The sequence below is a fragment of the Streptomyces caeruleatus genome (assembly GCF_001514235.1).
Lineage (GTDB): Bacteria > Actinomycetota > Actinomycetes > Streptomycetales > Streptomycetaceae > Streptomyces > Streptomyces caeruleatus.
In genome coordinates this window covers 562,647-582,724 of record NZ_KQ948926.1, presented here as the reverse complement: position 1 = coordinate 582,724, position 20,078 = coordinate 562,647, and the positions used below count along the sequence as shown (strand labels likewise).

Below are 20,078 nucleotides of genomic sequence, written 5' to 3'. Positions count from 1 at the left end.
GTGTACCGGGTCTGTACCGGCTTCGCTCGATGTCCGAGTTTGCCGTTAGCCTGGCGCGACGCACTCACATTCGGGATGGGGGACGGTCGTTACGCATGGCCAGGGAATTCCAACGCGGCCACAAGGCCAGGATCAGTGACCTCACCACGGGCACAGATCTGTACGTAGGGGTACAGATCGCCGCTCCAGGGCTGACCTTCGACATCAGCTGCTTCGGTCTCGACGCCGACGAACGGCTTTCGGACGACCGCTACTTCGTCTTCTTCAACCAGCCGAAGTCCCCCGAGGAGTCCATCCAGCTCCTCGGCGCCCAGGCCGGGGACACGGAGTCCTTCCGGATCACGCTCGACAAGATCCCTCCGCAGATCCACAAGCTGTCCTTCACGGCGACGATCGACGGCGACGGACAGATGTCGCAGGTCAACCCCGGATACATCCGTATCGTCGCGGGCGGCGAGGAGGTGGCCCGGTACGCCTTCAGCGGCTCGGAGTTCTCCACCGAACGCGCCGTCATGCTGGGCGACTTCTACCTCAAGGACGTCTGGCGGTTCGCCGCGGTCGGCCAGGGCTTCGACGGCGGCCTCGAGGCGCTGCTGAGGAACTTCGGCGGCGAGGTCGCCGAGGAGGAGACGCCCGCCGCCGCGCCGCAGGCTCAGGCTGGCGCGGCCCCTGGCTTCGCACCGCCCGCGTTCGGCGCCCCGGCCGGGGCCCCTGCTCCCGCCCCGCAGCCCCCCGCCCCGGCGCCCGCTCCCGCGCCCGCCCCAGCCGCGCAGGGCTTCGCGCCCCCGCCGGGAGCCACGCCACCGCCTCCGAGCCCGGCGCCCTCGGTGCACGCGCAGCCGACCATCGTCGCGCCCATGACACCGCCCGGTGGTGCTCCGCCGCCGCCCGCCCCGGCACCCGCGCCCTACGGCCAGCCGAACCAGCAGCCGTACGGCCAGCCCAGCGCACCGCCGCCTCCCGGCTACGGCTACCCCCAGGCACCGCCGGCACAGCAGGCGCCCCAGGCCCCCGCCCCGCCGCCCGGTTACGGCCAGCCGACCCCGCCTCCGGGCTACGGCCAGCAGCCCCCCTACGGGCAGGTCCCGGCCCAGCAGGCGCCGTACGGAGCCCCGCAGGGCGCGCCTCAGGGCGTTCCTCAAGGCGCCCCCCAGGGCCCCGGTGTGGCCGCGGCTCTCCAGCAGTTCAAGGAGACGCCCACCGGCCAGCGCTGGACGCAGCAGAACAAGAAGCTGGTCCGCGTCGACCTCGGCGTCGGCGGGCACCCCGTGCTCGCCCGACAGGGCAGCATGGTGCTCTACCAGGGCAAGGTCGACTTCAGCTACAAGGGCGCCGGCTTCGCCGGCCGGATCGTGGGCAACGCGACCGGCCAGGAGATGCAGCTGATGCGCTGTACCGGCCAGGGCCAGGTCTTCCTCGCCGAGAACTCCACGATGCTGCACCCCATCGAGCTCCAGGGCGACGGCATCTGCGTCTCCGCGGAGAACGTCCTCGCCTTCGACGAGAGCCTCCAGTACGAGGTCCGTCGCATCGAGGGGCACGGGATCCCCGGCGGCGCGCTGTTCACGATGCAGTTCACCGGCACCGGCACGATCGTCGTGAAGACGCACGGCACGCCCGTGGTCCTCCCGGTCACGCCCACGACGTTCGCCGACGCCAACGCCGTGGTCGCCTGGTCGTCCGCCGCCCAGGTGATCGTCTCCAGCCAGGTGCGGATGCGTCGCAACGCCTACCCCGGAGACACCGGAGAGAGCGTCAACCTCCAGTTCCGGGCCGCTCCCGGCAACTTCATCGTCGTCCAGCCGTACGAGATCTGAGGGAGCCCGTCATGAACCAGCCACTCGCGGGCTTCGCCCCCGCACCCGTCACCGCCCGCATGGAGAACCACGGCAACCACATGGCGAAGATCGCCATGCAGACCGGGAACGACCTCTTCGCGCGCGTGGGCTCGATGGTCGCCTACGAGGGCTTCGTCCAGTACGAGCCCAACCCGCCGGCCGTCCGCCAGATCGCCAAGGACTGGATGACCGGTGAGGGCGCACCCCTGATGAAGTGCACCGGCGACGGGCTGCTCTACCTCGCCGACTACGGCGCCAACGTCGTCGTCATCAACCTCAACGGCGACGGCATCTCCGTCAACGCCACCAACCTGCTCGCCTTCGACGCGCATCTGACGTGGGGTGTCGAGCGGGTGAAGGGCCTGGCGAAGTTCGCCGGCCAGGGCCTGTGGAACACCAAGATCTCCGGGCAGGGCTGGGTCGCGCTGACCTCCCGGGGCAAGCCGATCGTCGTGGACTGCGGCGGTGGCGAGGACGAGACGTACGTCGACCCCGACGCGCTCGTCGCCTGGTCGCCCAACCTCAAGGTCAAGGGCAAGCGCAGCTTCAAGGCGCAGTCGCTCATCGGCCGGGGCAGCGGCGAGGCCTACCAGATGGCCTTCTCCGGCCAGGGCATCGTCGTCGTCCAGCCCAGCGAGGACAGCACCGACCGTCTCCGGGTCCGGGGCTGAGGGGGAGCCAGAACGCCATGCAGAGTCCGCTTTTCGCCTACAACGACCAGCAGACCCAGGACCGCTGGAGCCTGCAGAACAAGCAGATGCTCCGCGTGGCCCTGGAGGGCCACGACGACATCCTCGCCCGCAAGGGCACGATGGTCGCCTACCAGGGCCTGGTCGAGTTCGACGCCGAATTCCAGAGCAACCAGCAGGGACGCGCGCGTGCGCACACCGGTGAGGGCCTCGACCTCATGCGCTGCCACGGGCAGGGCACGGTCTATCTCGCCAACCTCAAGCAGCACGTGCATTTGGTGGACGTGGAGCAGGACGGGCTGACCGTCGACAGCAGCTACGTGCTGGCGATGGACTCCTCGCTGCACCACGAGGTCATCGCCGTGGACAGCCTCTACGGCATCTCCGGCTCCGGGAAGTACCAGCTCAACATCACCGGCCGCGGCAAGGTCGCCCTCATGACCTCCGGGATGCCGCTGATGATGCAGGTGACGCCCGACAAGTACGTCAACTGCGACGCCGACGCCATCGTCGCCTGGTCGACCAGCCTGCGCGTGCAGATGCAGGCCCAGACGCACTCCTCCGGAGTGTGGCGGCGCCGCGGCAACACCGGTGAGGGCTGGGAGCTCAGCTTCATGGGCAGCGGTTACGCGATCGTGCAGCCCAGCGAGCTGCTGCCGCCGCAGAACGCCCAGATCGGCTCCGGCCTCGCCGCGCAGTACGGCATGGGGCAGCAGGGGGCCCGGGGGCAGAACCAGGGCAACGTCTGGAGCTGACCGTCCGGAAAACAGACGTAAGGGGCGACCGCCATGGCGGTCGCCCCTTACGCGTGCCCGAAGGTCTAGAGCCTCGCTCGCGTCGCCTCCAGCAGTCGTACGACCGACTCGTCGGCCACGTCCGCCACCTCGTCGTAGGCGAACCAGCGCAGGTCGAGCGACTCGTCGCTGATGGCCTCCACGGCGCCCGCCGGGGCGAGCGCCGCGTACTGGACATCGAGGTGCCAGGCACACGGAGTGTGATGGCGGTCCAGGCGCACCGGGCCGCCGGGCAGCAGGGTCAGTCCCGCGATGCCCGACTCCTCGCTCCCCTCACGCAGCGCCGCCGCCTCCAGCGTGTCGTCGGCCGGCTCGCAGTGGCCGCCCATCTGCAACCACATGCGCAGCTTCTTGTGGAGCGTGAGCAGCACCCGCTCGCTCGACGGGTCGATCACCAGCGCGCTCGCCGTGATGTGTCCGTCCCCGCAGGCCTTCCACATGCCGTCCGGGTGGGTCTCCAGGTGCTCCAGATACGTCCGGCGCAGCTCTTCCTGGTCCTCGTACCCCTTGAGCACGAGGACCGCGTCGTCGTACAGGCTCACTCCGCGCCGTCGCCCTTGCCGTCGTCCTTGGACTCGTCGTCCTTCGTCAGGTCGGGCTTCCCGGCCGAGCCGCCCGCCGCCTCGCCGAGCATCTTGTCCAGCTCGGAGAAATCGATCTGCTCGCGGTGCACGAAACCGTCCGGGTCGTCCAGGTCGGTGGCCGTCGGCAGCATGTCCGGGTGGTGCCACAGGGCGTCACGGCCGTCGACACCGCGCGCGTCCGTGAGCGAGGCCCACAGCCGGGAGGCGTCCCGCAGGCGGCGCGGGCGCAGCTCCAGGCCGATCAGCGTGGCGAAGGTCTGCTCCGCGGGCCCGCCCGAGGCGCGGCGCCGCCGCAGCGTCTCGCGCAGGGCGTCGGCGGACGACAGGCGCGGCTTCGCGGCGGCGTGCACCACCGCGTCCACCCAGCCCTCGACGAGCGCCAGAGCCGTCTCCAGACGGGCCAGGGCCGCCTTCTGTTCCGGGGTGTCCTCCGGCTGGAACATGCCCTGCTGGAGGGCGTCCTGGAGCTGCTCGGGGTTCTGCGGGTCGAACTGGCCGACCACGTCCTCCAGCTTGGCCGTGTCGACCTTGATCCCGCGCGCGTAGCCGTCGACCGCGCCGAACAGGTGCGAGCGCAGCCAGGGCACATGCGCGAACAGGCGCTGGTGGGCGGCCTCGCGCAGGGCGAGGTACAGCCGCACCTCCTCCTTGGGCACGCCCAGGTCCTTGCCGAACGTCTCGATGTTGACCGGCAGCAGCGCGGCCTTGCCGACCGGGCCGAGCGGCAGACCGATGTCGGTGGAGCCGATCACCTCGCCCGCGAGCACGCCGACGGCCTGCCCGATCTGCGTACCGAACATGGCGCCGCCCATCGAGCGCATCATGCCGATCAGCGGGCCGGCCATGGCCTGCATCTCCTCCGGCAGGACGTCGCCCATCGCGGTGCCGACGCGCTCGGCGACCGGGTCGACGAGCTCCTGCCACGCGGGCAGGGTCGCCTCGACCCACTCCGCGCGGGACCACGCCACGGCGGAGCCCGCGCCGGACGGCAGGGACGTCGCGTCGTCGAGCCACAGGTCGGCCAGGCGTACGGCCTCCTGGACGGCGGTGCGCTCGGCGGGGCCGACGCTCGCGTCCTTCGTGCCGTCCGCGGTGCCCTGGGAGACCGTCTGGCGGGCGATCTGCTTGGCCATGTCCCAGTTCACCGGGCCGCCCTCGTACGAGAGCATCTGCCCCAGCTGCTGGAACGCGGCCCCCAGGTCGGTGGGGTTCAGCGAACCGAACATGGCAGCGAACGGATTGTCCGCGCCGGGGCCGCCAATGCCCCCGGCACCGGGCAGCCCGCCGAAACCGAACGGGTTGGCCGGACCCTGACCACCACCGCTCTGCTGGTCCTTCTTCTTGCCCTCGTCGCCGTCGTCCGGCTCCTCCGGCGGAAGGCCGAATCCGAATGGGGTGTCACTCACGGGATTCCTCGGCTGGTAAGGCCACCGGCTGGCACCGGCGGCGCGGCTGCCCGATAACACCACCCAGCGTAGACACCGCGAGCCGATCGGGCCTCGGTGCTTCGCCGGCTCTTCGCCTGCGGCAGGATGGATGCCACCTGGTACGTACGCGTCACTCACGTTCGTACTGAAGACAACCGCTGGAGACGCCCGGTGAGTTCCCCTGATCCGCAGGTTCGCGCAGCGCGAAACCAGTCAACCCCGTCCGCGCGCGGCGTGCGCGGTCCCGTCGTCGCGGTGACCGGTGCCGCGTCCGGCATCGGCGCGCTGCTCACGGAGCGGCTCGTCGAGTCCGACGAGGTCAAGCAGGTCATCGCGATCGACGAGCGGCGCGGTGAGTGCGCTGCGGCGCAGTGGCACATCCTGGACGTGCGGGATCCGGCCATCGCGGACAAGCTGCGGGGCGCCGACGTCGTCGTGCACCTGGCGCTCGACCTCGATCTGGAGACCGATCCCGCCGCCAGGACGGCATACAACGTTCGGGGGACGCAGACCGTGCTGACGGCCGCGGCGGCGGCCGGGATCCACCGGGTCGTGCTGTGCACCTCGGCGATGGTCTACGGGGCGCTGCCGGACAACGAGCTGCCGCTGTCCGAGGACGCCGAGCTGCGGGCCACGGCGGAGGCCACCGGCGTCGGGGACCTGCTGGAGATCGAGCGCCTCGCGCGCAGGGCGCCCCGGGCCCATCCGGGACTTAATGTCACCGTCGTCCGGCCCGCGGTGCTCGTGGGCGGCACCGACACCGCGCTGACCAGGTACTTCGAGTCACCTCGGCTGCTTGTCGTCGCCGGCTCGCGGCCTGCCTGGCAGTTCTGCCATGTCGAGGATCTGTGCAGCGCCCTGGAGTACGCCGTCCTGGAGAAGGTCGACGGGGAACTCGCCGTCGGATGCGACGGGTGGCTGGAGCAGGAGGAGGTCGAGGAGCTCAGCGGCATCCGGCGCATGGAGCTGCCGTCGGCGGTCGCGCTGGGCGCTGCGGCCCGGCTGCACCGGATCGGACTAACGCCCTCTCCGGCCGGCGACCTGGCCTACACGATGTATCCCTGGGTGGTGAGCGGGAGCCGGCTCCATGACGCGGGCTGGCGGCCGCAGTGGACCAACGAGGAAGTGCTCGCGGAGCTGCTGGATGAGGTCTCCGGCAGGCACACCGTCGCCGGACGGCGGCTCGGCCGCAAGGACGCCACGGCGGCCGGTGCCGCGGGAGCGACGGTGGCCCTGCTGGGCGCGGCGGCCGTGGTGCGGCGGGCCCGGAAGGCCAGGCGGCGGATCTGAGGGGGAACAGGGCCCGCGGCCCCTGCGCGGTGTCGTCCGCTCGCGGACTGTAGGAGGCTCCAAGCCGCACACGCGTGTGCCGGGCGATAAGGCTATTTCCCGCCCTCGCGCGTGTGGGGCACGATGGGGTCATGGCACCTTCCAACGATCACCCCGGTGAGCAGGGCGCTCAGGATCCCGTCAAGCTCATCGCCATTCGCGAGACGGCCCTCTCCCTGGACGAGGTCTTCCGGGCCGTCGGGGACGATGCCGCCGGTGGGACCGCCTTGTTCGTGGGAACCGTGCGGAACCACGACGGCGGTGCCGATGTCGACGAGCTCGGGTACTCGTGCCACCCGCAGGCCGAGGCCGAGATGCGGCGCGTCGCCGAGAAGGTCGTTGCCGAGTATCCGGTGCGGGCGCTCGCGGCCGTGCATCGCGTCGGGGACCTCAAGGTCGGGGATCTCGCCGTGGTCGTCGCCGTCTCCTGTCCCCATCGCGGCGAGGCCTTCGAGGCCTGCCGGAAACTGATCGACGACCTCAAGCACGAGGTGCCCATCTGGAAGCACCAGAGGTTCTCGGACGGCACGGAGGAGTGGGTCGGCGCCTGCTGAACCACCCGTCCGAGCCTCGTACAGCCCTTCCGCACCCCCATCCACCCCACTCCGGTTGCGTAACCGCACCCCTGGCGTGAGCGTTGTCAGTGCCAGTGGTTAATCTGCTGATCAGTCAGTTCGCGGTCGCTCATTTGGGGATGGGAGGTCGGCATGGCGGCGCTCGCCTGGTTGCTGATTCCGCTTGTGGCTGCGGTCTTCGCCGGCCTGTGGGGCAGTTGGGCCAACCGGACCCGGAAGGCACGGGGCGACGGCCCCGAGCTCGACGGCTATGCCCGCTTCCGCGCGGCCATGGAGAAGCCCTCTTCCCATACATGATCAAGAGGGCCCGGCTCGCGGCTCTGACGGGACACTGTCAGACGGCCCTGACGGGGCACTGACAGGACTGTCACGTACTGTCGTGGCATGCCACGCCGCACCGCGACGATGCTCGCCTCCACCCTGATGCTGATCGCGCTCCTGTGCGCGGGAGTCTTCATCCCCGTGCCCTACGCGGAGATGTCCCCGGGGCCGACGGTGAACACGCTCGGCGATCACGACGGCGAGCCGGTGCTGCAGATCTCCGGACACAAGACCTACCCGGCCTCCGGGCACCTCAACATGACCACCGTCCGGGTCACCGGCGCCGACTACAAGATGAACCTGGTGGAGGCCGTCTACGGATGGCTCGCGCACGACAACAAGGTCGTCCCGCACGACACCCTCTACCCGGACGGCAAGACCGAGGAGCAGTCCACCCAGGAGAACGCCGAGGAGTTCAGCCAGTCCCAGGAGAGCGCCAAGGTCGCCGCCCTGGAGGCGCTGGACATCCCGGTGCAGAGCTGGGTGATCGTCTCGACCGTCGTCAAGGGAACTCCGGCCGAGGGCGAACTGCACGCCGGTGACGTCATCAAGTCCGTCGACGGCACGACGGTGAAGGAACCCGGCGACGTCGCCAAGCTGGTGACCAAGCACAAGCCCGGCCAGGACGTCGTCTTCACGATCGTGCCGGCCAAGGAGCAGGCCGCCGCGGAGAAGGAGCGCAGGACGCCGACGAAGACCGAGAAGGTCACCATCAGGACCGCCCAGTCCGACGACAGCGGCGAGAAGCGCGCCATCGTCGGGATCTCCGCCGGGACCGACCACACCTTCCCGTTCACCATCGACATCAAGCTCGCCGACGTCGGCGGCCCCAGCGCCGGCCTGATGTTCTCGCTCGGTCTCTACGACAAGCTCACCCCGGGCAACCTCACCGGCGGCAAGTTCGTCGCCGGCACCGGCACCATCGACGACGACGGCAAGGTCGGGCCCATCGGCGGCATCGAGATGAAGACCATCGCCGCCCGCGACAAGGGCGCCCAGTACTTCCTCACGCCGGCCGAGAACTGCGCGACCGCCGCCAGGGACGTCCCCGACGGGCTCACCCTGGTCAAGGTCGGCACCATCGACGACGCCCTCGGCGCCCTGAAGGACATCCGCTCCGGCGACACCGCCGGCCTGCCGAAGTGCACGACCAAGAGCTGAGCGAGCAGGCATCGAGCACACGGCAGTGGGGGCGCCCTTCATCTCAAGGGCGCCCCCACTGCCGTACCAGAAGAGCTCACGAGCTCCGATGCCGTACGGGAAAACCTCAGTCCTCGAACGTCGCCGCCAGTGCCTCCGCCAGACCCGGGATCAGGTCCGGGCCGGTGAGGACCTCCGTCGGGGTGTCCTTCTCGCGCAGGCGCAGGGCCGACTCGCGGGCGCCGTCGCGCAGCACCGCGACCGTCATACGGACCTCCTGGCGGTCGGGGTGGTCCGCCACCCACTTCGTGAGCTTGGCACCACTGAGGCCCTGCGGGACCTGGGCCTCGGCGGACGGGGGCAGCATGAGCCGCTCGACGGTGAGCGCGCAGCCGACCACCGCGTCGGGCCAGGCGATGGTGCCGAGGAACTCATCGAGCGCCTTGCCCGTTTCAATCTCGTCCTGCTCGATCGGGGTCAGGCCGGAGGACTCCTGCTCGTCCCCCAGGCCGAGCTGGGCGGCGAGGCCGGGTTCCTGGGCCCGCAGCCGTGCGGTGTCTACGAGGGCGAAAAGGCGGGCGGGCTGGTCCCAGCCGAGGCCGGAGGCGTACTCGTCGATCTCGAGAACGGCCCGGGTGAGCGGGCTCGCCGCCATGGGAGTGTTGGACATGGTCACAATCCTCTCTCGTTCCTGGGCGGAATCGGGAACTGAGTAAACGGTGAGTAAGTTGCATAGGTGTGGGCCCGCGATCACGGGGGGCCACGGAGGGTCCACGAAGACGCGGGCCTGACGGATCAACAGCGAACCTCGGGGTGCGAACCTTGGCTTTCCAGATGCCGGACCGCGGCGGAGGCCCGACCGGGCCACGGATCAGAGTGGGCCGCCCGTCCCGGCGTGTCCGGACGCTGCTCATGACACTGGGCGTCCTCGCCGTCCTCGGCATGGCCTTCACCATGTTCGCGGGCTTCTGGACGGACTGGCTCTGGTACCGGTCGGTGAACTACTCGTCGGTGTTCACGACCACGCTGTGGACGAAGATCGGACTCTTCTTCGTCTTCGGTCTTTTGATGGCCCTCGCGGTCGGCTTCAACATCTGGCTGGCGCACCGGCTGCGCCCGCCGCTGAGCGCCATGTCGATGGAGCAGCAGAGCCTCGACCGCTACCGCATGGGCATCGCGCCGTACAAGAAGTGGCTGCTGCTCGCGATCACCGCCCTGGTCGGCCTGATCGCCGGCGCCTCCGCCTCCGGCCAGTGGCGCACCTGGCTGATGTGGGTCAACGGCGTGCCCTTCGGCGAGAAGGACCCCCAGTTCCACCTGGACGTCGGCTTCTACGCCTTCGACCTGCCCTGGTACCGGTTCCTGCTCGGCTTCGGCTTCGCCGCCGCGATCCTCTCCGTGATCGCCGCCGCGCTCACCCACTACCTGTACGGCGGGCTGCGCATCACCAGCCCGGGCGCCCGCGCCACCGCCGCGGCCACCGGCCATCTGTCGGTCCTGATCGGCATCTTCGTCGCCCTCAAGGCGGTCGCCTACTGGCTCGACCGTTACGGGCTCGCCGTGAAGTCCAGTGACTTCAAGGCCACCGACAACTGGACGGGCCTCAGGTACGTCGACGCCAACGCCTATCTGCCGGCCAAGACGATCCTGTTCTGCATCGCCGTCATCTGCGCGCTGCTGTTCTTCGCCACCCTGTGGCGGCGCACCTGGCAGCTGCCCGTCATCGGCTTCGGCCTGATGGTGCTCTCGGCGATCCTCATCGGCGGCCTGTACCCCGCGATCGTGCAGAAGTTCCAGGTCCAGCCGAACGAGCAGGCCAAGGAAGCGCCGTACGTCGAGAAGAACCTCAAGGCGACGCGCGAGGCCTACGGCATCGACGGCGCGCAGGTCACCGAGTACCCGGGCACCAGCAAGACCGAGGACAAGACCCAGCTGCGCGACGACGTCGACTCCACGGCGAGCATCCGCATCTTGGACCCGAACATCGTGTCGCCGACGTTCCAGCAGCTCCAGCAGATCAGGAACTACTACGCGTTCCCGACCAACCTGGACGTCGACCGGTACAGCAAGGACGGCAAGGACCAGGACACGGTCATCGGTCTGCGTGAGATCAATCTCAACGGCATTCCGAAGCGGAACTGGATCAACGACCACTTCCGCTACACCCATGGCTACGGCGTGGTGGCCGCCGAGGGCACCAGCGCCGACGCCCAGGGCCGACCGGACTTCACCGAGTCCGACCTGCCGTCCAAGGGCGACCTCGGGACGTATGAGCAGCGGGTCTACTACGGCGAGAAGACCACGATGTACTCGATCGTCGGCGGTCCCCAGAAGGAGATCGACTACTCCGACGACAGCGGTGAGAAGACCTACAGCTACAAGGCCGACAGCGGGGTCAGCCTCTCCAACCCGGTCAACCGGGCCGCGTACGCGGTGGCGTTCGGCGAGCCGCAGATCCTGTACTCCGGTGCGATCGGCGACGGTTCGCGCATTCTGTACAACCGCACGCCCAAGGAGCGCGTCGAGGCGGTCGCCCCGTGGCTGACCATCGACGGCGACGCCTACCCGGCGGTGGTGGACGGTCGTATCCAGTGGATCGTCGACGCGTACACGACCACCAATGGATACCCGTACGCCTCCCGTACGACCCTCGGGGACACGACAGCCGACTCGCTGACCGCGACCAACGACTCGCGCGCTGTGGTGGCCCAGCAGAACCAGGTCAACTACATCCGCAACTCCGTGAAGGCCACCGTCGACGCGTACACCGGCGAGGTCAAGCTCTTCCAGTGGGACACCAAGGACCCGGTCCTGAAGACCTGGATGAAGGCGTTCCCGGGCACGGTGGAGTCGAAGAGCGAGATCTCGAAGTCGCTGATGGACCATCTGCGCTACCCGCAGGACCTGTTCAAGGTCCAGCGTGAGCTGCTGACCCGCTACCACGTGAAGGACGCGACGACGTTCCTCAGTGGCAGCGAGGTCTGGCAGGTGCCGGACGACCCGACCAACAAGTCGGGCAGCGCGGTGCCGCCGTACTACCTGAGCATGAAGATGCCCGACCAGCAGGCACAGGCGTTCTCGCTGACGACGACGTTCACACCGAACGGCCGGGACAACCTCAGCGCCTTCATGGCTGTCGACGCCGAGGCGGGCACCAGTGACTACGGCAAGATCAGAGTTCTGAAACTGCCGACCAACACCACGGTCAACGGGCCCAGTCAGGTCCAGAGCCAGTTCAACTCCGAACAGAACATCGCTGAGACCATCAGGCTGCTGAGAGGCGGCGACTCGGAGGTCGAGTACGGCAATCTGCTGGCGGTCCCGCTGGACGGCGGACTGCTCTATGTGGAGCCGGTCTACGTACGTGGTGGCGGACTGAAGTACCCGTTGCTGCGGAAGGTGTTGGTCTCCTACGGCGGCACCACCGCCTTCGAGGACACCCTCGGCGAGGCGCTCAACAAGGTCTTCGGAGCCGAGGGCCCGGCCACCGAGCCCCCGGACGAGGGCGACGAGGACGGCGGCGGTACGACACCTCCGCCGACGTCCAGCAACCCGAACGTCCAGGACGCGCTCAACGACGCCCAGAAGGCCTTCGAGGCCGGCCAGGAAGCCCTGAAGAAGGGTGACTGGGAGGCGTACGGACGGGCTCAGGAGGACCTGGAGGACGCACTGAAGCGGGCCGAGGACGCCCAGGCTCAGGCGGACAAGACGGGAGGCAACGGCGGCGGCGAAAGCGGCGGCGATGCGAGTCCGAGTTCGAGCCCGAGTTCGAGCCCGAGTTCGAGTCCGAGCCCGTCCGGCAGTCCCACCAGCGGATAGGGACGGCGGTTGATCGAATAGCCCACCCCGCGCCGTGATACGGTTGCAGAACAACGGCGCGGGGTGGAGCAGCTCGGTAGCTCGCTGGGCTCATAACCCAGAGGTCGCAGGTTCAAATCCTGTCCCCGCTACTGAAGTCGGCGAACATTTCGTACGACAGCGAAGGCCCGGATCCTCCAGAGGATCCGGGCCTTCGTGGTGTGCGAACGCATGTGCAGGGCAGGGGGACGGTCGCGCCGCCGTGGGGAGTTGAGGGAACTGTGTTTGACTTGTCTCTCTGTGGGCATGTCGACAAAACGCTGAAGTGACCTCACTGGCTGCGGTATACCAGGTGTACCCAGGTTGCAGGTGGTGCGACGATGGACGTTATGGGGGACAAGGCAACTCTGTTGGAGACAGGGCGGTTTGTGCAGCCTGCCGACTTTGTGCAGCCGACGGGCGATTTGGCGCGGCCGACGGACGGTGCCTCGCAGCCGGTGGGCGATTTCCCGCAGCAGGAGGGTGAGCTCTCCCTGGACCGGCCGACGGACCCGGACGAGACCGGGGCGGCCGCCGAGGAGGCACGACAGCTGCTCGCCGCCGAGGCTGGTGACGTGGAGGCGATGAGCGTCCTCGGGGCCATGCTGCTGCGTCGCGGTGACCTCGACGGGGCCGAGCCCCATCTGCGTGCCGCCACCGCCGCGGGCGACCGGGCCGCGGCCAACAACCTGGGAGTCCTTCTTCACCAGCGCGGATACGCCGACGACGCCGCCGGATGGTGGCGGATCGCCGCCGTCGCCGGGTCGGCCGCGGCCGCGCACGCGCTGGGACGCCACCACCGTGAGCGCGGCGACGAGCCCGCCGCCGAGTACTGGCTGCGGCAGTCCGCCGAGCAGGGACACGCGCTGGGCGCGTACGCGCTCGCCGATCTGCTGGAGCACCGCAGCGACGACGGGGCCGAGCACTGGATGCGGGCCGCGGCCGAGCGCGGGCACCGGGAGGCGGCGTACCGGCTGGCGCGTGCGCTGGACCGGCAGGCGGTGCACACGGGCGAGGAGGGATCCGACAACGGTGTCGCGCGGGGCGAGTCGAAGCTGGACGAGGCCGCGCAGTGGTACCGCCAGGCCGCCGCGCGCGGGCACCGCAGGGCCGCGCTGCACCTCGGGGCGATCCTCGAGAAGCGCGGGGAGCTCAAGGAGGCCGGGCGCTGGTATCTGACGTCCGCCAAGGACGGCGAGGCGCGGGCCGCCTGCGCGCTCGGGTTCCTGCTGCGTGACGCCGGGGACACCGAGAGCGCGGCCGTGTGGTGGCTGCGGGCCGCGCAGGACGGTGACGGCAACGCCGCGAACGCGCTGGGCGCGCTGCACGCCGAGCGCGGCGAGACACAGACCGCCGAGCGCTGGTACCGGGCCGCGATGGACGCCGGCGATGTGAACGGGGCGTACAACCTCGGGCTGCTCTGCGCCGAGCAGGGGCGTACCGCGCAGGCCGAGCAGTGGTATCGGCGGGCGGCGTACGCCGGGCATCGGGAGGCGGCGAACGCGTTGGCGATCCTGCTGCTTCAGGGCGGGGACACGACGGGGGCCGAGCCGTGGTTCTCCAAGGCCGCGGAGGCCGGCAGTGTCGACGCCGCGTTCAACCTGGGGATCCTGCACGCCGGGCGGGGCGAGGAGCGGGCCGCGCTGCGATGGTACGAGCGTGCCGCGGCCGCCGGGCACACGGAGGCGGCGCTCCAGGTCGGGATCGCGCGTTTGCGGGACGGCGACGAGCATGCCGCCGAGCGGCATCTGCGGCGCGCGGCCGGGGCCGGCAGCGGGGAGGCCGCGTATCGGCTGGCGACCGTGCTGGACGCTCGGCGTCCGCCGGAGCCCGCGCATGAGCTCGGGGAGACGGTGCACGAGAAGACCGAGTGCGAGGAGTGGTACGAGCGGGCGGCTTCGCAGGGGCATCGGCGTGCGCAGGTGCGGGTGGGGATGCTCGCGGCGGCGCGGGGTGATGTGGTGGAGGCGGCTCGGTGGTATCGGAAGGCCGCCGAGGCCGGGTCGCGGAACGGGGCGTTCAATCTGGGGCTGCTGCTGGCTCGGGAGGGGAGTGAGCCGGAGGCGGCGGTGTGGTGGACGCGGGCGGCGGATGCCGGGCATGGGCGGTCGGCGTTGCGGCTCGCTCTGGTCTACGCGCGTCGTGGGGAGTTGTCGGAGGGGCAGCGGTGGGCTGATCGGGCGGTGGTGTTGGGGCCGCGGGAGGTTGCGGAGCGGGCGGCGCGGTTGCGGGACGCTCTGCGGGAGGAACTGTCGGCGTGAGGTTGTCGCCGGGTTTCGCCCCCGCCGCCCCTACCCGTCCCATCCGTTGAAGGGGCTCTGCCCCTTCAACCCCGCTGGGGCTGCCGCCCCAGACCCCGCTGTCGGCCCTTCGGGCCTCGTCCTCAAACGCCGGACGGGCTGAAAATGCGGCTGGGGGTGCCTGGACCGGAAGCGATTTGCTCTGGACGGACGGCTGACGTAATGTTGCGTTCACCGACGCGGGGTGGAGCAGCTCGGTAGCTCGCTGGGCTCATAACCCAGAGGTCGCAGGTTCAAATCCTGTCCCCGCTACTGAAGGCCTAGGGCCGGAATCCGAAAGGGTTCCGGCCCCAGGTGTTTTTGGCGTTTTGGCGTTTTGGTGTTTTAGCGAGAGGGCGCGTGGCCCACTGCCTCCTCATACAGGGCGCGGTTCACCGTCCGGGACTCCGGGAGTGGGGATCCCTCCGCCACGCCCTGGGCCTCGTAGGCCGACTGGAGTCGAGTCGTCGTGCCGGAGCGGATTTCCCAGTCCATGCGGAGGGGTGGGGTGGACTGGAGGATGGATGCGTCTGACTTCAGGAGTTTGGACAGGTATGTGACAAAGGTCGCATTCTTCTTGTAGTCGGATGCGAAGTATGAATTGACCGTGCGGATGTAGGCCCTGAGGAGTGCGACGCCGGCGTCGATGTCGTCCTGGAGCAGGGTGCGGCCGTAGAGCATGCCGCCCAGGGGTTCGCCCTGGGGCTGGCCGCCGAGGAAGGCGTAGCCCTGTCGGGCGTCCACCTTGCGCCAGACCGGGTCCAGGAGCCAGGCGGAGTCGACGCCGCCGTTCTGCAGGGCCGTGAGGACGTCGGCTGAGCCGAGTTGCTGGTACTGGATGTCGGCCAGGCCGCCGCCGTGCTGTTCCAGGGCCTTCTCCATGGGGTACGCGATCACCGAGCCCTTGCCGATCATCGTGCCGAGCCTGCGGCCCGCCATGGTGACGCGGCTCGCGCTCTCGCCCTCCTTCAGGCGTACCCACAGGCCGCTCTTCGACCTGGGGTCGGGGGAGAAGTTGGCCGCGACCCATTTGATGTCGAAGCCGCCCTTGATGCCGTTCATGACAGCCGCCTCCGGGGCCGCCCACAGGGCGTCGATGTCTCCCTTGGCCAGGAGGGGCAGTGCGTCCGGGGTGGGGAGGACCTTCAGCTCGACGTCCAGGCCCTCCTTCTTGAACTCGCCCTTGTCGAGGGCGACTTGCAGGGGAGCCACGTACTCGGCGCTCAGTGTTCCCGTGGCGATCGTCAGCTTGCGGGGCTCGGACAGCGGCTGTGGGGGAGGGGATCCGGGGAGGCAGCGGGCCGGGGCGCGGGTCGGGGAGAGGTCCTTCGGGTCCGTCCAGGACTTCGCGCCGCAGCCGTCCACCGGGCGGACCGTGCGCTGTCCGGCGGCCGCATTCGAGGAGGAGTCCGACCTGGACGGTGACGAACACGCCGCCGACGCCAGCAGTACGGCTGCGGTTGCGGCTGCGGCTGTGACGGCGGTGACCACCGTGCCGTACGCGTGGGTTCTCTTGTTCATGAGTGGCGCCCTTCCATTCATGACTGGCCCCGTCCCCGGTCCCTCGGTGCCTACGGGGTGAGCAGGCGGCCGGTGAAGCGGATCAGTTCGGAGAAGAGCACTCCGAGGGCCGCGACGCAGACGATGCCGACGAACATCACGTCGTTCTGGAAGAGTGCGCGGGAGTCGAAGATCAGATGGCCGAGGCCGTCGGTCGCGGCGATCTGCTCCGACGCGACGATCACCAGGACCGCCACGCCCGCCGCGATCCGTGCGCCCACCAGGACGCCGGGGAGCGACGCCGGGAGCAGGACGTGGCGGAACATCTGCCACCGCGAGGCGCCGAAGACCTGGCCCGCGTCGCGGTGACCGGCGGGGATGGACATGACCGCGGACATCGTGGAGATCCAGACGAAGAAGAACACCGTCGCCGCCACCAGGGCCACCTGCGGGCCCTCGCCCAGGCCGAACATGTTCAGGAAGACGGGGAGCAGGGCCAGTTTCGGTACGACGTACAGCGCGTCCAGGAGCGGTTCCAGGGCCGCTCGTACCAGGGACAGGGAGCCCATCAGCAGGCCCAGGGCGTAGCCCGCCGCCGTGCCGGCCGCGTATCCGGCGAGGACGCGCTTCAGCGTCGCCCACACGTCCGGCCAGAGGTCGCCGGCCGCGGCACGGTCCCAGCCGTCGGCGAGGATCGTGGACGGGGCCGGGTAGACGCGGTCGTCGATCCAGGCCTGGGCGGCGGCCAGTTGCCACAGGAGGACGAGGAAGAGGGGCACGGCGAGCGCCAGGGACAGCTCCAGGGCGCGCCTGCGGCGGTGGGTGCGGGCGGGGTGGAGTTCCCGCGGGCCGGGGCGGCGGACCAGGACGGAGCCGGAGGGTGGTTTCGTGAGTGTCGTCATGCCGGTACTGCCTCCTTCCGCAGCAGGTCCCACAGCTCGCTTCTCAACGCCGTGAACTCGGGGGTGGCGCGGATGTCGCCGGTGCGCGGGCGGGGGAAGGGCGGGCGGTGCTCGGCGATGATCCGGCCCGGGCGGGCGGACATGACCAGCACACGGTCGCCGAGGACGATCGCCTCCTCCAGGCTGTGGGTGATGAACAGCGTGGTCGTCCTCAGAGACTGGGTGAGGTCCAGGAGTTCGTCCTGGAGGATCGTGCGCAGCTGGGCGTCGAGGGCCGCGAACGGTTCGTCCATCAGCAGCAGTTCGGGCTCCACGGCCAGCGCCCGGGCGATGGCCACGCGCTGGCGCATACCGCCGGAGAGGGTGGCCGGGTAGGCGTCCGCGAAGTCCGACAGGCCCATGCGGGCCAGCCAGTCGTCGGCACGGGCGTTCGCCTCGCGGCGCGGGACGCGCTGGATGTCCAGACCGAAACGGACGTTGGCGCGGACGGTCTTCCAGTCGTAGATGCCGTAGTCCTGGAAGATCATGGCGGCCGGCCGCGCACTGGTCGTATGGATCTCCAGGGTGCCGGTGCTCGGGCGGAGCAGTCCCGCGGCGATCCGGAGCAGCGTGGACTTGCCGCAGCCGGAGGGGCCGACGACACAGACGAACTCGCCGTGCGTGACGGTCAGGTCGAGAGGGCCGAGGGCGTGGACCGTGTGGGGGGTTCGGCCGAAGGTGCGCGTCAGGTGGGTCGCTCTCAGTTTGGGGTACGGCTCTCCCACTTCGGTCTCCTCGCGGAGTGCGGAACGGACGGTGGGTGCCGTAGACCATATGACGGGCCGTCAGATTCGGGAACCCCGCCCGCGGGTGGGCAGCGCGAAGCCCCGGCACGCGAAGCCCCGGTACGCGAAGTCCCGGCACGCGAAGCCCCGGCACGCGAAGTGCCGGGGCTCGAAGCTGCCGAGGGTCGCAGGTGCCGGGGCTCGAAGGTGTCGAGGCTCGAAGCTGCCGGGGCTCGAAGGTGTCGAGGCTCGAAGGGCGGTGCTAGGCCTTCGCGCAGTTCGGGCAGGTGCCGCGGTAGGTCACCTCGACGTCGGAGACCGTGAAGCCGAAGCGCTCGGAGTCGGGGAGGTCGGCCATCGGGTTGCCCGTCGGGTGTACGTCCCGGATCGCGCCGCACTGGGCGCACACCAGGTGGTGGTGGGGCCGGTGGGCGTTCGGGTCGTACCGCTTGGCGCGCTTGTCCGTGGAGACCTCGAGCACCTCGCCGAGGGTGACCAGCTCGCCCAGCGTGTTGTAGACGGTCGCGCGGGAGATCTCGGGCAGCTTGGCCACGGCTCGCGCGTGCACCTCGTCGGCCGTCAGGTGGACGTGATCGCCGGCGAGGACCTCGGCCACGACGCGTCGCTGCGCGGTCATCCGCCATCCGCGTCCGCGCAGCCGTTCCAGAAGGTCACTCATGGAGAACACCTTAACAGAGGAGGACCAGGTTCCGAACGGGTGTGACTTTGGAGCTCAGCTTGACTTAGACAAAGTCCAGTATGGGATCGGGTCATCTTTGGTCACTGGACAGGAGTGGCCGGAGGTGGTCGAACCTATGCAGGAGGCGCACGGGACCCAGGGACCGCTCACGACGGAGGCCGGTGCGCCGGTCGCCGACAACCAGAACAGCGAGACCGCGGGCACCGGCGGCCCGGTCCTCGTCCAGGACCAGCTCCTGCTGGAGAAGCTCGCCCACTTCAACCGGGAGTGCATCCCGGAGCGGGTGGTGCACGCGCGCGGCGCCGGCGCCTACGGCACGTTCACGGTGACCGCCGATGTCAGCCGGTACGCGCGCGCCGCCTTCCTCTCCGAGGTCGGCAAGCAGACGGAGACGTTCCTGCGCTTCTCGACGGTGGCCGGGAACCTCGGCGCGGCGGACGCCGTGCGCGACCCGCGGGGCTGGGCGCTGAAGTTCTACACCGAGGAGGGCAACTACGACCTCGTCGGCTACAACACCCCGGTGTTCTTCATCAAGGACGCCGTCAAGTTCCCGGACTTCATCCACACGCAGAAGCGCGACCCGTACACGGGCAGCACCGAGCCGGACAACGTCTGGGACTTCTGGAGCCTGAGCCCCGAGTCGACCCACCAGGTGACCTGGCTGTTCGGTGACCGCGGCGTCCCGGCGTCGTACCGCCACATGAACGGCTACGGCTCGCACACCTACCAGTGGAACAACGAGGCCGGCGAGGCCTTCTGGGTCAAGTACCACTTCAAGACCGACCAGGGCATCAGGAACCTCACCCAGGAAGAGGCCAACAGGCTCGCGGGTGAGGACCTCGACTCCCATCAACCTCTTCGCCGAGGTCGAGCAGAGCATTTTCAGCCCCGCGCATTTCGTGCCGGGTATCGGCCCGTCGCCCGACAAGATGCTCCAGGGGCGCCTCTTCGCGTACGGCGACGCGCATCGCTACCGCGTCGGCATCAACGCCGACCACCTGCCGGTGAACCGTCCGCACGCCACCGAGGCGCGCACCAACTCCCGTGACGCTTCCTTTACGACGGCCGCCACGGAGGCGCGAAGAACTACGGGCCGAACAGCTTCGGCGGCCCGGCCCAGACGGACCGCCCCCTGTGGCAGCCCTTCACCGCCTCACGCCCGGCACGGGCAATCACGAGGCGCCCGCCCACGCCGAGGACGACGACTTCGTGCAGGCGGGCAACCTCTACCGCCTGATGTCGGAGGGCGAGAAGGAGCGGCTGATCGCCAACCTGTCGGGTGCCATCGCCCCGGTGTCGCGCGAGGACATCGTCGAGCGGGCGATCGACAACTTCCGCCGGGCGGACGACGACTTCGGCAAGCGGCTGGAGGCCGCGGTCTCGGACCTGCGCGGCTGAC

At 69.8% G+C, this 20,078-nt stretch carries 16 protein-coding genes, 2 tRNA genes and 1 pseudogene; 12 read left to right on the top strand and 7 right to left on the bottom strand.

Annotated elements, in window-relative coordinates; translation table 11 throughout:
• Positions 1 to 95: 95 nt before the first annotated feature.
• Genes AQJ67_RS11465 through AQJ67_RS11455 form a run of 3 tightly spaced genes read left to right on the top strand, consistent with a single transcriptional unit; the run spans position 96 to position 3,282 of the window.
• Entirely contained in the window at positions 96 to 1,817 is a 1,722-nt protein-coding gene (locus AQJ67_RS11465) for a TerD family protein (protein WP_062718096.1), read from the top strand.
• Positions 1,818 to 1,828: 11 nt separating this feature from the next.
• Positions 1,829 to 2,509: an AIM24 family protein gene (locus AQJ67_RS11460; protein ID WP_062718094.1), complete on the top strand. Its 681-nt coding sequence runs from the start codon at positions 1,829 to 1,831 to the stop codon at positions 2,507 to 2,509.
• Between the two features lie 17 nt (positions 2,510 to 2,526).
• Positions 2,527 to 3,282: an AIM24 family protein gene (locus AQJ67_RS11455; protein ID WP_062718092.1), complete on the top strand. Its 756-nt coding sequence runs from the start codon at positions 2,527 to 2,529 to the stop codon at positions 3,280 to 3,282.
• A 65-nt stretch (positions 3,283 to 3,347) separates the two neighbouring features.
• On the opposite strand, the gene AQJ67_RS11450 is transcribed toward AQJ67_RS11455, so the two are convergent.
• Together AQJ67_RS11450 and AQJ67_RS11445 are read right to left on the bottom strand one after the other, a co-directional pair.
• Positions 3,348 to 3,863 (bottom strand): NUDIX hydrolase, encoded by a 516-nt coding sequence (locus AQJ67_RS11450; RefSeq protein WP_062718090.1) that lies wholly within the window; start codon positions 3,861 to 3,863, stop codon positions 3,348 to 3,350.
• Positions 3,860 to 5,311: a zinc-dependent metalloprotease gene (locus AQJ67_RS11445; protein ID WP_062718088.1), complete on the bottom strand. Its 1,452-nt coding sequence runs from the start codon at positions 5,309 to 5,311 to the stop codon at positions 3,860 to 3,862. The genes AQJ67_RS11450 and AQJ67_RS11445 overlap by 4 nt, the downstream gene beginning before the upstream one ends.
• A 192-nt stretch (positions 5,312 to 5,503) precedes the next feature.
• Between AQJ67_RS11445 and AQJ67_RS11440 the strand changes: the two genes are divergently transcribed.
• From AQJ67_RS11440 to AQJ67_RS11430, 4 genes are all read left to right on the top strand, one after another.
• Positions 5,504 to 6,622 carry an SDR family oxidoreductase gene (locus AQJ67_RS11440; RefSeq protein ID WP_062718086.1) on the top strand — a complete coding sequence of 373 codons (1,119 nt, stop codon included), beginning with the start codon at positions 5,504 to 5,506 and terminating at the stop codon, positions 6,620 to 6,622.
• Between the two features lie 131 nt (positions 6,623 to 6,753).
• The gene (locus tag AQJ67_RS11435) at positions 6,754 to 7,215 is read left to right on the top strand and encodes a molybdenum cofactor biosynthesis protein MoaE (protein ID WP_062718084.1); all 462 of its coding nucleotides are present in this window, start codon (positions 6,754 to 6,756) and stop codon (positions 7,213 to 7,215) included.
• Positions 7,216 to 7,368: 153 nt separating this feature from the next.
• A complete protein-coding gene (locus AQJ67_RS48185; RefSeq protein ID WP_167366200.1) occupies positions 7,369 to 7,533 on the top strand; it encodes a hypothetical protein in 165 nt (54 codons plus the stop codon).
• A gap of 87 nt (positions 7,534 to 7,620) precedes the next feature.
• Positions 7,621 to 8,718 carry a YlbL family protein gene (locus AQJ67_RS11430; RefSeq protein ID WP_062718081.1) on the top strand — a complete coding sequence of 366 codons (1,098 nt, stop codon included), beginning with the start codon at positions 7,621 to 7,623 and terminating at the stop codon, positions 8,716 to 8,718.
• A gap of 106 nt (positions 8,719 to 8,824) precedes the next feature.
• Here AQJ67_RS11430 and AQJ67_RS11425 read toward each other — a convergent pair whose 3' ends face one another.
• On the bottom strand, positions 8,825 to 9,367 hold the full coding sequence (locus AQJ67_RS11425; RefSeq protein ID WP_062718556.1) for a PPA1309 family protein: 543 nt from the start codon (positions 9,365 to 9,367) through the stop codon (positions 8,825 to 8,827).
• Between the two features lie 164 nt (positions 9,368 to 9,531).
• Here AQJ67_RS11425 and AQJ67_RS11420 point away from each other — a divergent pair, with 164 nt between their 5' ends.
• The 4 genes from AQJ67_RS11420 (at position 9,532) to AQJ67_RS11405 (ending at position 15,086) form a co-directional block, all read left to right on the top strand.
• On the top strand, positions 9,532 to 12,516 hold the full coding sequence (locus AQJ67_RS11420; RefSeq protein WP_062718079.1) for a UPF0182 family membrane protein: 2,985 nt from the start codon (positions 9,532 to 9,534) through the stop codon (positions 12,514 to 12,516).
• Positions 12,517 to 12,573: 57 nt separating this feature from the next.
• Positions 12,574 to 12,647 (top strand) — tRNA-Met (locus AQJ67_RS11415).
• Between the two features lie 228 nt (positions 12,648 to 12,875).
• A complete protein-coding gene (locus AQJ67_RS11410) occupies positions 12,876 to 14,795 on the top strand; it encodes a tetratricopeptide repeat protein (RefSeq protein ID WP_062718077.1) in 1,920 nt (639 codons plus the stop codon).
• Positions 14,796 to 15,012: 217 nt separating this feature from the next.
• Positions 15,013 to 15,086 (top strand) — tRNA-Met (locus tag AQJ67_RS11405).
• 72 nt (positions 15,087 to 15,158) lie between these two features.
• Here AQJ67_RS11405 and AQJ67_RS11400 read toward each other — a convergent pair.
• The 4 genes from AQJ67_RS11400 to AQJ67_RS11385 all read right to left on the bottom strand — a co-directional run bounded on the left by AQJ67_RS11400 (position 15,159) and on the right by AQJ67_RS11385 (position 18,658).
• Complete coding sequence (locus AQJ67_RS11400; RefSeq protein WP_062718075.1) at positions 15,159 to 16,334, bottom strand: ABC transporter substrate-binding protein; 1,176 nt, start codon at positions 16,332 to 16,334, stop codon at positions 15,159 to 15,161.
• Positions 16,335 to 16,384: 50 nt separating this feature from the next.
• A complete protein-coding gene (locus AQJ67_RS11395; RefSeq protein ID WP_062718073.1) occupies positions 16,385 to 17,215 on the bottom strand; it encodes an ABC transporter permease in 831 nt (276 codons plus the stop codon).
• Positions 17,212 to 17,979 (bottom strand): ABC transporter ATP-binding protein, encoded by a 768-nt coding sequence (locus AQJ67_RS11390; RefSeq protein WP_062718071.1) that lies wholly within the window; start codon positions 17,977 to 17,979, stop codon positions 17,212 to 17,214. The genes AQJ67_RS11395 and AQJ67_RS11390 overlap by 4 nt, the downstream gene beginning before the upstream one ends.
• A gap of 262 nt (positions 17,980 to 18,241) precedes the next feature.
• Positions 18,242 to 18,658 (bottom strand): Fur family transcriptional regulator, encoded by a 417-nt coding sequence (locus AQJ67_RS11385; RefSeq protein ID WP_048582111.1) that lies wholly within the window; start codon positions 18,656 to 18,658, stop codon positions 18,242 to 18,244.
• Between the two features lie 136 nt (positions 18,659 to 18,794).
• On the opposite strand from AQJ67_RS11385, the pseudogene AQJ67_RS11380 reads away from it, so the two are divergent.
• Positions 18,795 to 20,077: pseudogene (locus tag AQJ67_RS11380) on the top strand (catalase).
• Position 20,078: the final 1 nt, after the last annotated feature.